Genomic DNA, 13326 nt, shown 5'->3' with positions numbered 1-13326 from the left:
GCAGGCACCGGAAACGCTTTCAGCTTTTCCCATTCTTCTTCATGACCTGTTGAATTCCTTTTATGCCGACTATCTCTCCCTTATCCGGCATGGCGGAACCTCCCGTTTCCGTCATGTTCGCCGTCACTTCCTCCTGGCTCATCCCGCTGGCCGTGGCGATACGCTCCCTTTGCGTGCATTCCGATCCGCGGCGGAATTATGAACTCCATATCGTTCATCATGGATTGGAGGAAGAGCAGATGAAGGAACTGGGAAAAGCCGTTTCCAGCTATCCCCGCGTCTCGCTGGGGTTTTGCAGGCTTCCGGAGAGGCTGCTTCGCATTCTGCAGCACAGGGATTGCGGACGGTTCTCCCCCCTCACATATGGACGCCTGCTGGCCGCCGCCCTGTTCCCCCGGCACGACAGGGTGGTTTACCTGGACGTGGACGTGCTGCTGAATGGAGACGTGGCCGAACTTTACGATGCGGACCTGCACGGCGCGCCGATAGGCGCCGTCCGGGACTGCGCCGTCCTGCAAAGCATCAGTACGGGCCGCCTTCCCGACCATCTGGAATACATCAGCGGCATGGGGGTAACGAATCCGCGCCTGTACTGCAATACCGGGGTCATGGTCATGGACCTGGTCCAGATGAGGGAGCAGGAAACGGAAGACAGGCTGCTGAGGCTGCTTGAGGCCCATCCGGATTCCTTTCCGTACGTGGACCAGGACATTATCAACATTGTCTTTCACGGCCGCATTGCTCCGCTGCCCCTCCGCTGGAATTACCACTTCCAGTTTGAGCTGCACCATGCGGGAATGGCGGACCTCATCTCCGGCACCGAGTTTGAAGAAGCTCCGGCCCTGTTTGAAAGCCGTTCCTGGAAGCTTTTCCACCTGGTGGGTGATTACAAGCCGTGGCTGCCGCCGGATATGGAAAAAATCTACCACCGCCTGTATCTCGCCCTCTGGTGGCCCCTTGCCCGGCAAACTCCGGCTTTCCGCAGGGAGCTGCGCGCCCTGTACCGGCAATTCACGCGCGCCTTCCGTTCCCGGCTGCGCCACCACCAATGGAGCCTCCCCGTCTCTCCGGGCCGGAATTTCCGGAAACGCCGGGAGAAAATCAAAACCCTTCAACGCCAACTGGCCGTGTTTGACGGCTCATGGCCCTGATTCCATCCCATCCTTTAACATCATGCCCTCCTCCCTTTCCGCCGCACCGCCCACAGCCTTCCATGCTGCCGCTGCGCCTCCTGCCATAGACGTCATGTTTGCCGTCACCTCCGCCTGGACCGTGTGCCTGGCCGTCACCCTGCATTCCCTGGCACGCCATTCCAACCCGGAACGGAACTACAGGCTGTGGGTGGTCCATGACGGGCTGGAAGAAGAAAACATGCAGGAACTGGACAAGGCCGTTTCCGGTTATCCGAACGCAGCCCTTCAGTTCATGACCATTCCCGGCAAGCTGGAACAGATGCTGCGCCGGAGGGACGTGAAACGCTTTTCCGCCCTGGCCTACGCGCGCCTGCTGGCACCCAGCCTGTTCCCCCGGCATTCCCGGATTGTCTATCTGGATGCGGATACGGTCCTGTATGCGGACGTAGCGGAGCTTTACGATACGGACCTCTGCGGGGCGGCCGTGGGCGCCGTACGGGATACGGCGGTGCTGAGCAGCCTGGTAGCGGGGTATCCGCGGCGCCAGCTCCGGAAACTTCAACCTTTGGGCCTGCACGATCCCTTCCACTATTTCAACTCCGGCGTGCTGGTCCTGGACCTGGACCGAATGAGGGAGGAGGATGCGGAAGTCCGCCTGCTCCACGTCATTGAAGAACACAATGAGCTCCTGGAACATCCGGACCAGGACGCGCTGAATATCGTCTTCCACCGGCAGATTTTTCCGCTGCCTGTTGAATGGAACTACCATTTCCAATTTGAACTGGGGAAAAACGGACTGGAAGAGTCCTGCGCAGGCACGGAATTCGCCGGGGTTTCCAACATCCACGCCACCTGCTCCTGGAAGCTTTTCCACATGATCGGCTCCAAAAAGCCCTGGCTGTTCCCGGAAAAATCAGAGGAATACATCGTGTCTGCGGCCGTCTGGTGGAAGCCGGCCATGGAAACGGCCTCCCTTCGGCCCCATCTGTCCCAATTGCTGGAGGAATTCACGCAATGGACGCGACGGCAATTGCGCCACAATCAATGGCACCTGCCGTTCTCCTTCGGGAACGGCTTCCGGAAACGCAAGGCCAGAATCAACCTGCTGAAACGCCTGCTGCGCGTCTTTGAAGGCGTATAGCCCCGCCGGCGGCAACAGGCGTTCGAGAAGAGCCGCAGTCTCCAATCACTCCGGCAGTTTGATGATTTCCCCCGTTTTAGGTTCCCGGTCTTTCAGAACCGGATTCAGGCGGATAATTTCCCCGGCGCGCTTTCCGTCCTTCAACCGGCTTTCAGCGATGGACGCCCGGGTTTCCCCGGCCTTCACCTGGTAATCCCGAGCTCCTTCTGCCGGGCACGCCTGTACGTACGCCACTTTTCCCACATCCACCACCTGGTCCCGGCCATTCAGGCGGAATACCAGCGTTTTCCGCTTTTCCTGCGGACGGCCGTAATCCGTGTACACTTCCGCGTACAGGGTAACGGGAGCCAGCATTTTCTGCGACCGGGTGCCGTAATAATGCGTCTGGACCAGATAGGGACCGGGAAGAGCCTTGCGCACCAGGTATTCTTCCGGCCCGTAGCCCTGCGTCACGTCACGGGACAAATGGCCGCCATGAGTGGTCAGCCGATGGGAGTAATAGCATTTTTCTCCGGTGATGTCCGTGACCCAAAGGTCCATGTCAGACGCATCTGTGTCCCAGTTGATGACCACGCGCAAATCAGCCTCCACCGGCTGGAGAAAGGCAGGGTTCAGCCCCCCGGTATCCAGCTTCACTCCCGCCGCCCTGCTCCGGGAAACAAGCCGGTTCAGTTCCACCAGCACAATCTGCTCCACGCCGGTGAAGCGGCGGGGCATCGGGCGTTCCAGCACCTCCCGGTACATGTCGAACGCCTTTTGGGATTCCCCCAGTTCATCCAGCACCAGCGCCAGATCCCGGTAGGACTGGGGTTCTTCCGGAAACAGCGTTTTTACGGTTTCAAAAATGAACCTGGCTTGCCGGAGTTCTCCCATGTAACGCAGCTTGTAGCCCAGCATGCGCAGCAGGGAACGGTTTTCCAGTTCCAGCTCCGCCAGGTTGGACAGAATCTGGACAGCCAGCGCCTTGTCCCCCTTCCCGGCAAACCAGTCAGAGCAGTCCATGTAAAAACCGGGGCTGTCCCCATACTTTTCCTTGAGTTTCATATAGACCGCAAAAGGGCGGTCAGCCGCATCCAGAGCCGCCAGATACGGAGCCTTGGAGTCCCACGCCTTCACGTTCATGACGGGGGAAGAACCGGCATCCTGTTCCCGCGCCTTTAGTCCATTTAATGTTTCTCCCCCTCCCAGGAACAGGGACCCTACCACCTCTTGATTTTCCGGAGCGGAATTCTCGTTCTCCAGCAGATCCGGGGAGGCGGAGTCCGGAGAACTCCCGGCTTCTGCACTAAAACTTCCGGACGCCCTGATGACAGCACCGGAATCTCCGGATATATTGTTACCTTGAACTATAACAGGCGCCGGAGCGGATTCCCCCGAATTTTCATCCTCCGGAGAGGATCCGGCCGGACGCTCCCAGAGAGAATCCACTTCCGCCAGCATGGCGCTCCTTCTTTCATCATAAGCGGCGGAGTAATAGGCAGTTTTTCTGCGGGCCACAGTCTCCGCACCCCTTCTTGCCGAAACATTTTCCGGAGCCTTTTCCAATATCCTGTTAAACAGGGAAAGGGCCTTATCGTAATCCCCAAGGTCATAAAAGCCGTAGGCCAGGCGGAGGCTTCCCGCTATGTCCGCAGGCTCCCTGTCCAGTTCTCTGTTCAAGTTTGCTCTTGCCTCAGCCAGCTCCCTGTCACGGGCAGCGTTTTCCCCAGAGGCTTTTTCAGCCTGTGCTTCTTTTTCCCGGAGGCGCCTTTCCATGACCGTGACGCCCTTCAAGGCCGTCCGGTTATTACGCTCATCCTTCAATACTTTCCGGTAGATTTCCAGCGCCTCCCGGTCATTGCCCCGGCACGTATGAATCAAGGCCTGTTTCAACCGGTCATCTTTCAAGACGCTTTCCATCTCTTCCGGATTGAAAAATTCCTTTGCGTACCATTTCTGCATTTCTTTCCAGGAAGCAAGGCACGCTTTCAAGCGGTTTAATCTTGCGGTCTCTTCAGCCATGTCCTCCTTCCGTTCGCGTTTCAGCATCCTCTTGTCATATTCCGCCCGCAATTCTGAAGCGGAAGCGGGAGGACGCACACCATATTTCAGGTATTGCTCCAGGGAGTCCAGCACCAGCAGAGAGGTACCGGGCGTCACGATTCCATATTCCATTCCCAGGTTCCCCACAGCTTCATCCCTAACGGCAGAGGGTGGACGGCAGAGAAGTTCCTGGAGCCTTGCCTGGGCATACAAGGCCCTCAGCATGGTTCCGGGCGTCCCCCCGGAGGCATCAGCCGCCACGGGAATTTCCACTCCGGCAACCTCCACCGTCCCGCGGTAGGAACCCGGCTCCAGTTCCGCCAGCAAAAGGACGGAATCCGATGGCATTCCAGGAATTTCATACCTTGAAAACGTCCTCCAGGGCATATTCCCCCTGTCAATAATGTAACGGATGGAAATTTCCCCCCTGACGAGGCGCTCCATCGCCTGCTCCGCCGTTTGACTGGCCAGGTCGATCACAGGAATGCCCATCCGGATGAACGTATTCGCATCCTTGCGCGGTGTCACCATCAGGGCGAAGGTTTTAGCGGAGCTAGTCCCCCGCTTTTCCGGCACGGGGCTGAAATTGATAAATCCATCACTGACAACCAGGCAGTCCGACGCCCCGGAACAAGCGCTCAGCTTTTCCCGAACAGCGCTCCAGTCACACGTGGCCCCGTCATAGTCCAGAGCCAGCAGTTCGCGGGCCAGCTCGTCCAGATTGTCCGGAGCGACCTCGAACGTTTTTGAAGGCATGATCCGGTCCCGGAAAACAGTCAGGTTGATGCGGGTTTGCCGCCCCTGCGTTCTGCCGCAAGCAAGATATCGTTTCAGAAAATCCAGGAATTTCCGGACATCCGCTCCTTTCATGGAACCGGAAGCGTCCCAAAGCAGCTCTATCGTGGGCGCGGCTTCCACGCCGCTCTTTCCGTCCGTCCGCTCAGGCCGGGGAATAATCACGGCGGCATAGTCCCTGCCGTCAAAGGACTCCACAAATACCTTCGCTCTCCCCGCATCTTTTCCCTGCGCACGCGGCAGGGAGATGAACAGGTCTTCCGTCAGGGACAGACCCTTCCATTCCTTTTCCGCCAGGAAGGCGCTGCACCAATCCTTGAATTCCACGTTGTCCAGCGGGGAGGAAACGACAACGGGCTTCCGGCCGGCGAACACTTCCACCCTCAGCTTGAGGGAATCCAGTTTCTCCTTGAAATTCATCGGAAGCTGCAGGGACGGCGCTCCTGCGGCATCCACGGGAAGAACCGTGGAATAGCGCAGCCGCACAGTGCGGGTTCCTCCCGCAGGAATGGGATATACGCGCGTCTTGAACATGTTGCCGCCGGACCATTCCACCAGTCCGGGATCAACCTGTTTGCGCACCTCTTCTTCAAACGCCACGCGCGCCTTTTGCCTGGGTACCGGCACGCCATCCACCATGCGGCCGTTGATGTCCAGCGCATACCCCTGTACGATGGCTCCAGCCGGGAGAGGGTACACCAATTCCCCTTCCATCACACGCGTGTTGGGGTTGTGAAAAACCAGCGTCACTTCCGTTTCCGCCAGGAAATCCATCACGCGAGACTTGATTTCCGCCCGGGAAATGGAAACGGGGCTCTCATCCGCGCGGCATTCCACTTTCATGGAAGGAGGAGGGAGAACAACGGAACGCAAGGAAGCCGTCTGGGCCAGAGAAACGCAGCAGGCAAGAATGCACAGGCAGAGAGAATATGTAAATTTCATCATTCTAGGGGGGGTGGGGAGAGATGGAAAAAGGCGGGCTTTCCCATCTCCCTCCCTTCCTACCACAAGGCACAGTCCAGGGCAAACTATTTGTTGTAAACGGCTCCCGCATGATTGCCCGCAAAAGGGCCAATCCCCCGGGAGGAAAGGAATCTGCCCTTCCCCGTTCAAAAGTGGAACCTGACGGCGGCAAACCAGGTCCATCCGCTGAAGCACCTGGCGCCTTCCGGCGCTCCGCTGGTCGTCGTATATTCCCCCCCTGCCATCAATTTCAGCATGTCCGGGTCTTCCGGGAAAAAATAATAATTCAGGCCGAAGTAAAAGGAGTTCATCGTGCTGACCCATTTGGGATAGGTGGTCACCGCGGGAACATAGCGGGCGTACATTTTCACGGCGTCCCGCCCATGGGAGAGCTGGTAGCGGAACACGCCTTCCAGATGCGGGGAAAACCTGTAGGAAGGCAATACCGCCAGGCCGTAAACATTCTCTCCCAGAGAGGTCCCCACCACGCGGAAGCCGGACATGAGTTCCGTCACCATGGAAAATTTCCCCCGGGACATGACCCAGTCCACCGCCGCCACATCCCGGGCGCCAAGCCCGGAGTAATAGGAATCCTCCGGCAGGGAGCGCCCCGCGTAATGGGTGAAGTTGTGGGCATACGTCAGCCAGACGCGGCTTTTCTCCCCCGGCAGAAAGCCGCGGGCGTCCAGATGGACGGAGGCCTTGGCAAAGGCATTGTCCGCCGTATTAAACCTGATTTCATGCGCCAGGCTGTCGCTGGTGTCGTTCAGGAAGACGGAAGCCTCCCACCCCACGGGCACGTCCTGCCGCGGGTTTTCCAGCACAACGCCCCAACTGGAGATGGTCCCGAGCTGGTTGACCAGGTCGGACCGTTCCAGGGTCTTGAGTTCACTGGCCGTCTCCCGGAATTCCGCCGTCATCTTGGAGGTGATTTTCCCGACGCGCGCAAAGAAGGAGGGATTGACCTTGTATTTCAGGTAGAGTTCAAAGATGCTCCAGTCCGTCTTCGTTCTTCTCCAGCGGCCATCCTCCACCTTGTACATGCCGTCCAGCTCCCCCATGTTGGTCAAACTGTGCAGCGTCAGGCGGTTTTTGAAGAAAACGGCTTCAAACCCTATCTGGAGCCTCCGCCATTCGTTTTCCCTGCCATGAGAGCCCTTGCGGAACCGGTTGGCTCCGGAAGGGGAGACCTGAGCCCCCTGGTACTGCCCCGTCAGCAGCAGCTTGAACTGGTTCAGGAACTCCGCGTCCTTGTTGTCATAGAGATAGGGCATCTTCTTCAGACGGGAGTACAAGCCATCCTCCGCCGGATGGGAAGGAGCCCTTACGGAGGCTCCGGGGCCCGCAGGCCCGGACGCCTGCCATGCCGAACCTTCCGCCCATACAGAGCCGTACCCCCCAGCCAGCGCGATCAGGAAAAAACAGCATACGCGGGCAAACATGTCTCATGAAAAGACATGTTCCGGACCGCTACGTGTTGAAGGTATGCCGGAGGATGCCACGCATGCGGCCCAATGCTCCGGACCGGGTTAATGCGGCGTGTGGGGCTCCAGCATCTGCTGGCGTTCCCGTTCCTTGTCCTTGGCCAAGCGGCGGGCCTCCTTGGTCAGGTACTGCTGCAAACGGAAGGCTTTCTGGCCCTTTTTCCGAACGACGTGCTCGGAAGTGCCGTCAGGCAAAATATTGCAGGCCTGCACGTTGTCCCTGAAACAGGCGTCCAGGATGGATTTGAGGCGGCGCGCCAGCTTCCCGTTGGTGACGGGCACCATGAGCTCCACCCTCTTGTCCAGATTGCGGGTCATCCAGTCCGCGCTGGCAATGAAGAGCTGGTGGTTGCCGCCGTGGTGGAAGAAGAAGATGCGCGCGTGCTCCAGATAGCGGTCCACAATGCTGACCACGCGGATCACCTTGCCGTTGGGCCGGGGGCCCGTTTTCAGGCAGCAGATGCCGCGCACGTTCAGTTCAATGTCCACCCCGGCGTCCGCGGCCCTGTACAGGGCGTCAATGATTTCCACATCCTGAAGGCTGTTCATCTTGGCGGAGATGCGGGCCGGTTCCCCCTGCCGTGCGCGCTCCGCCTCCCCTTCAATGAGTTCAATGAGGCGAGCCTTCATCAGCACCGGCGAGGGGTACAGCTTGCGGAAGCGCATGAGCTTGGTGCGTCCCGTTACGGAGTTGAAGAACTGGGAGGCATCCGCCCCCAATTGGTCGTCACAGGTGAGGTAGGAGATGTCCGTGTAAATCTTGGCGGTTGTTTCATTGTAGTTCCCCGTGCCGAAGTGGCAGTAACGCCGCAGCATGCCCTGCTCCCGGCGCACCACCAGGCATATCTTGGCATGGGTTTTCAGGCCCTTGACGCCGTAGACCACCTGCACGCCGGAACGCTGCAGTTCCTCCGCCTTTTCCAGGTTGCGGGCTTCGTCAAACCGGGCTTTCAGTTCCACCAGCGCCGTCACTTGCTTGCCGCTTTCCGCCGCCTTTTTCAAGGCGGCTACGATGCGGGAGTTTTTGGCGGTCCGGTACAGGACCTGCTTGATGGCGATGACGTCCGGGTCTTCCGCGGCTTCCTCCACCAGGCGCAGGACGGGTTCAAAGCTTTCATAGGGATGGTTGAGCAGGATGTCTCCGTTGGCGATGTTTTCAAAGATGCTGACGGCAGGGTCCACGGAGGGTGACGGCTGCGGGGACCATTGCTCCACTTTCAATTGGTCATTGCCGGGGGCAAAGGCCATTTCCATGAAGTCGGAAAGCATCAGGGGGCCCTTGAGGTCATACGTTTCCTCCTTCCCCGCGCCGACGATCTGCATGATCCTGTCATGCAGGGGGACGGGAGCGGAGGATTCTATTTCCAGCCTCACGCATTCGGAGAATTTGCGGGCCACCAGCACTTCCTCCATTTCATCCGCCAGGTCCAGGGCGTCCTCCTCCTGCACGGCAATGTCCCCATTGCGCGTGACGCGGAATACCGCGGCGGAGAGAACGGTTTCACCGGGGAAAACGGTGCCGATGCATTCCCGGACCAGGTCCTCCAGCATCACGTAGCGTTCCGTTTCCGCGGAAGGGACGGGCACGCGCCGCGGCAGGCCGTCCGGCAGGGCCACCACGCTGGCGCGGACCTCCCCGGTTTCATTGTCCCGCAGTTCCACGCCCATCAGCAGCTTGAGGGACGGCAGCGCGGGAGCCTCCGGCGCATCCATGTCCAGCGGCGTCAGCAGCGGGAATATCTGGTTGTTGAAGTATTGCTCCAGCGTCAGCTTCTGGGAAGTGCTGAGGTCCTCCATGGCCAGCGGATTGATGCCGTTGATTTCCATCCACGGCAGGATTTCTTCATGAAACAGGCGGTACTGGTCCTCAATCATGCGGCCCACGCGGGTGCGGATGTCCTTGAGCTGGCGGGTTGGGGTCAGCCCGGAAATGTCCTTCACGCGGGAGCCGGAATGCCGCAGCATCTGGAGGCCGCCCACGCGCACCATGAAGAACTCGTCCAGGTTGGAGGCGGTAATAGCCAGGAACTTCAGGCGTTCCAGCAGGGGAAGGTCCGTTCTCACGGCCTGGTCCAGCACGCGCTGGTTGAATTCCAGCCAGGAGAGCTCTCTGTTGATGTATTCGTTAGACATGGAGAAAATAAGGGATGGAAGTTTCTTGAATCAGCCTACCGCTGGGGCACCAGCACGACGTCATAACCGAAGATGTCCGCAAACAGGTCGCCCTTCAGCCGCAGCGCCAGGTCTTCCACGGCGGTTTCACGCACGCCCTGGAGCTCCAGCTCCAGCATCCGGCCCCGGATGCGCGCCCGGACGCCGTTCACGCGCTGGGCATGGCCGCGTTCCAGGGCGTCCGCCACGCGCAGGATGGCAGCCATCTTGGCTACGCGCATGCGGTCCGTCAGCTCCAGCTCCCCGTACATGGGGTCGGAATTGGCGGGCACCTCATGCCGATGGTAGCGGGCCAACAGGGCGATCGTTTCCACGTCGTCCCGGGAAAGGCCGAAGATTTCACTGTTCAGGATGATGTACTGGGAATGGAGCTGGTGGTCCTGCTGGCTGATGAAAGACCCCACCTCATGCAGGATGGAGGCCACCTCCAGCAGCAGCCGGTCGTGCTCGGAAAGGCGGTGCAGGTCCTGGAGCTGGTCAAACATTTCCATGCACAGGCGCGCCACATGCTCGCGGTGCCCCTTGTCCGCCTTGTACCTGTCCGCCAGAATCCCGGCGAAGTGGAGCACCTCCGCCTCCAGGTCCCCCGGATGCTGTTCCGCCCGGATCAGGCTGCTTGAAAACTCCTCATCATAACCGCTTGCGGGAATAATGACGTCATCCAGGTTCAGGCTGCGGGCAATCATTTCCGTCATCAAGACGGCGGGCAGCAGGGAATCCACCCCGGCGAAATCCGCCCCGTAAACGTTCATGCGCTGTTCCAGAGTGGTGCGGGACATCCGCTCCGCCTCCGCCGCCAGAGAGGAGCACGCCACCTTGCCTTCCGGCGTGGGGGCCAGGCGGTCCCGGAGCTGCTGCATTTCCTGGCCGATGACGATCAGGCCCGCCAGGCCCTTCACGCCCCCGTAATCCAGGCAAATCTGGTCCACCTGTCCGCGCATGTGCTCCCGCAGAATGGAAAGCTCCGCCACATCGTCTCCGTACTCGATTTCCCCGACGGCCTCCCCCGTGCGGTGCGTTCCCAGCCTGTAGCAGGAATAACGCACGATGCGCCCCTTCTGGAACAGAAGCACGCGGGTATTGCCCGGCCCCGTATGGACCACAAGCACCTTTTTCTTGCTGAATCCCGGATACTGGGCCAGAGCCTCCTGCACCTTCACGTAGATGAGGCGCGTCATCTTGCCGTCGTCAATGCGGCGCCCCCGCAGGCCGTGTGCCACGTGCATGCGGTTCACGAACACGTCCACATTATCCGCCTCGGAAATGATGTTGGAAATCATGAACCGGACGGAAAGCTTGCTGCCGGCTCCGTATTCCTTGAGAATTTCCAGATAGTCGCCGATAATTTGCACGCAGCGGTCCATGGTATGCCGGGAAATGCGGTGGAACCGGAAAATATCACGCGCCATCGGGACGGGCTGCTGAAGGAAATCCAGCAGGCGAATCCTGTCCCGGACAGCCTCAGCCACCATCAGGCTCATGGAGCTCGGGCCCAGATAGATCACCGCCTGAGTTGATAATTCCGAATCCTGAACCTGCTCGCCTTGAATCATTGCCATACCATGTATTGTTTCCCGGCCGTGGAGCAAGAACGGCAACGTGACAAAAAAGCCGCTTCCACCCCTTCCAGCAAAGGAAAGAATAAGGGATTTGCCTTTTGACGGCAAGAGATAAGCGCGGCTCCCTTCCCGTCCCGGCGGAACGGCTCTTCAAGACGGCTATTTCCCATAGGCCCCCAGCAGGGGAACCAGCCGCGGGGCAAATCTTTTCATGCAGAAAAAAAGCCCCGCCAGCACGGCGAAAATGACCGGAACCAGACAAAGCCAGAGCATGTCCCACGCTTCCCCCTTCCATGTAATCCAGCCGCTTTCACGCAACAGGATGATGACGATGTAATGCGTCCCGAAAATGAAAAAACACGCCGGAGCCAACCCCGCCACCCATCTGGCCGTGCGCGGAAACCATTCCGTGAACAGAATGGCCAGGGACATCAGCCCCAGCATGCCCAGGGCGATGAGCATCGAGTTGTGCTGGTCCCGGTGGCCTGCCAGCCACCAGGTAAGCGCAAGCGTGGCAGCCAGAAAGGGCACAGCGTACCGGCGCACGGCCTCCGTCAGGAACGGGAGGGAATACCGGGAAACATACATTCCCAACAGGAAAAATCCCAGGCTGTTGGCGATGGGATAATCATGATCCGCCAGATCCAGCGCAAAATAGTTCAGGGACAGCATGACCATGCCCGCCCAGAGCAGATAGTCCCCCAAGCGGTAAAGAAGGGGAGCCGCAGCAGTATAAATAATAATATCGCGCAGGAACCACATAGGCGCGTCCACGGGATGCCCGGCAATGCCCAGGCAGCGTCCGAACGCCGCGAGAGCGGGCCAGAACCCGGCGCCCTCCTCCCCTTCCAGCCATTCATACATAGGCCGGTAGGACGCATAATATTCATGCAGGGGAGACCAGCCGATCAGGACGGCCGCAACCAGCCCCCACACCAGATACGGACGGAGAAGAAACCAGCTCCGCCTCCAGAGGAAAAGGCTTCCTCCATCCAGAGGACCGAACGAGCCTCTCCCCACAAAGTAGCCCGCCGCCAGCAGAAAAAAGGGCGTGCGCGCCGCCAGAAACTCCGCCCATATCCACCGGTACAGCTCCGCCGAATAAAAGGCCATGTGATTCGCAATAATCAGGATGCAGGCGACCACGCGGGCCACATCCACCCACACCATCCGGCGGGCGGCGGTCTTCTCCAGAATCACGGGAACGGAAGATACCGGCGGCGTCATTCCCTGGAGGGGGCTGAAGTTACAAAGGAGCAATGCCGAGCTGTTCCGGCAACGCGATGCGGGGGCGGTCCGTCACAATCAGGGGCGCGCCGTCCGTTACGATAACCGTGTGCTCAAAGTGGGCGGAAGGTTTGCCGTCCGCCGTGACGACCGTCCAGCCGTCATCCAGAATTTTAACGGAAGGCCTGCCCGCGTTCACCATCGGCTCAATAGCCAGGGCCATCCCCTTTTTCAGGCGCGGAAGCTTGTAATGAGGGCGGTAATTGGGAATCTGGGGTTCTTCATGCAGGTGGCGGCCTATGCCGTGCCCCACAAAATCCCGAACCACGGTAAAACCGCGGGGACGCACGAAACCTTCCACCGCCGCGCAGACGTCCGCCAGCAAAGCGCCCGGCCTTACCAGTTCAATGGCGCGGAACAGGGATTCCTCCGTCACGGCCAGCAGCCGCAGTTTTTCCGGATCCACCATACCCACCGGAACGGTCATGGCGTTGTCTCCATGCCAGCCGTCCACAACAGCGCCCACGTCCAGGCTCACAATGTCCCCGTTCTGAATGCGGCGGGGACCAGCGCTGCCGTGCACCACCTCCTCATTGATGGAAATGCAGAGCTGGCCGGGAAACCCGCGGTATTGGTAAAAGGAATTGCCTACCTTGTGCTTTTTAAAGATTTCACGCGCGATATCATCTATTTCCCGCGTAGTGCGTCCCACCTGGACTTCGTCCCCGATCTCCATCAAGATTTCCGCCGTTACAGCCCCGGCCTTCTGCATCTTGGCTACCTCGCCGGGAGACTTGATATGGATTCGTTCTGCCATGGGATTATTCTTT

General features: G+C 59.4%; 8 protein-coding genes. 2 read left to right on the top strand and 6 right to left on the bottom strand.

Annotated features, from left to right (window positions below; genetic code table 11):
- Nucleotides 1-62: 62 nt before the first annotated feature.
- Entirely contained in the window at nucleotides 63-1151 is a 1089-nt protein-coding gene (locus tag WW58_RS00605) for a glycosyltransferase family 8 protein (protein WP_102728589.1), read from the top strand.
- A gap of 22 nt (nucleotides 1152-1173) precedes the next feature.
- Nucleotides 1174-2274, top strand: a complete 1101-nt coding sequence (locus WW58_RS00600; RefSeq protein ID WP_164917404.1) for a glycosyltransferase family 8 protein — start codon at nucleotides 1174-1176, stop codon at nucleotides 2272-2274.
- A 45-nt stretch (nucleotides 2275-2319) separates the two neighbouring features.
- Here the strand turns inward: WW58_RS00600 and WW58_RS12650 are convergent, their stop codons facing one another.
- From WW58_RS12650 to map, 6 genes are all read right to left on the bottom strand, one after another.
- Nucleotides 2320-6033: a VIT domain-containing protein gene (locus WW58_RS12650; RefSeq protein WP_215842015.1), complete on the bottom strand. Its 3714-nt coding sequence runs from the start codon at nucleotides 6031-6033 to the stop codon at nucleotides 2320-2322.
- 167 nt (nucleotides 6034-6200) lie between these two features.
- On the bottom strand, nucleotides 6201-7496 hold the full coding sequence (locus WW58_RS00590; RefSeq protein WP_022396886.1) for a hypothetical protein: 1296 nt from the start codon (nucleotides 7494-7496) through the stop codon (nucleotides 6201-6203).
- Nucleotides 7497-7583: 87 nt separating this feature from the next.
- Nucleotides 7584-9671 carry a polyphosphate kinase 1 gene (gene ppk1 / locus WW58_RS00585; RefSeq protein WP_046434442.1) on the bottom strand — a complete coding sequence of 696 codons (2088 nt, stop codon included), beginning with the start codon at nucleotides 9669-9671 and terminating at the stop codon, nucleotides 7584-7586.
- Between the two features lie 35 nt (nucleotides 9672-9706).
- Nucleotides 9707-11269: an HD domain-containing protein gene (locus WW58_RS12645; protein WP_288143380.1), complete on the bottom strand. Its 1563-nt coding sequence runs from the start codon at nucleotides 11267-11269 to the stop codon at nucleotides 9707-9709.
- A 159-nt stretch (nucleotides 11270-11428) separates the two neighbouring features.
- On the bottom strand, nucleotides 11429-12496 hold the full coding sequence (locus tag WW58_RS00575) for an acyltransferase family protein (protein ID WP_046434440.1): 1068 nt from the start codon (nucleotides 12494-12496) through the stop codon (nucleotides 11429-11431).
- Between the two features lie 19 nt (nucleotides 12497-12515).
- Entirely contained in the window at nucleotides 12516-13313 is a 798-nt protein-coding gene (gene map / locus WW58_RS00570) for a type I methionyl aminopeptidase (protein WP_046434438.1), read from the bottom strand.
- Between the last annotated feature and the right edge of the window lie 13 nt (nucleotides 13314-13326).

It is taken from the genome of Akkermansia sp. UNK.MGS-1 (assembly GCF_000980515.1).
Taxonomy (GTDB): Bacteria; Verrucomicrobiota; Verrucomicrobiia; order Verrucomicrobiales; family Akkermansiaceae; genus Akkermansia; species Akkermansia muciniphila.
The sequence above is the reverse complement of the archived record's forward strand: the minus strand, read 5'-3'. Positions and strand labels throughout refer to the sequence as shown.

Bases quoted from the DNA above. Each gene is read 5' to 3' on its own strand.
- WW58_RS00605 (WP_102728589.1), top strand. From the start codon at position 63: ATGCCGACTATCTCTCCCTTATCCGGCATGGCGGAACCTCCCGTTTCC.
- WW58_RS00600 (WP_164917404.1), top strand. From the start codon at position 1,174: ATGCCCTCCTCCCTTTCCGCCGCACCGCCCACAGCCTTCCATGCTGCC.
- WW58_RS12650 (WP_215842015.1), bottom strand. From the start codon at position 6,033: ATGAAATTTACATATTCTCTCTGCCTGTGCATTCTTGCCTGCTGCGTT.
- WW58_RS00590 (WP_022396886.1), bottom strand. From the start codon at position 7,496: ATGTTTGCCCGCGTATGCTGTTTTTTCCTGATCGCGCTGGCTGGGGGG.
- ppk1 (WP_046434442.1), bottom strand. From the start codon at position 9,671: ATGTCTAACGAATACATCAACAGAGAGCTCTCCTGGCTGGAATTCAAC.
- WW58_RS12645 (WP_288143380.1), bottom strand. From the start codon at position 11,269: ATGGCAATGATTCAAGGCGAGCAGGTTCAGGATTCGGAATTATCAACT.
- WW58_RS00575 (WP_046434440.1), bottom strand. From the start codon at position 12,496: ATGACGCCGCCGGTATCTTCCGTTCCCGTGATTCTGGAGAAGACCGCC.
- map (WP_046434438.1), bottom strand. From the start codon at position 13,313: ATGGCAGAACGAATCCATATCAAGTCTCCCGGCGAGGTAGCCAAGATG.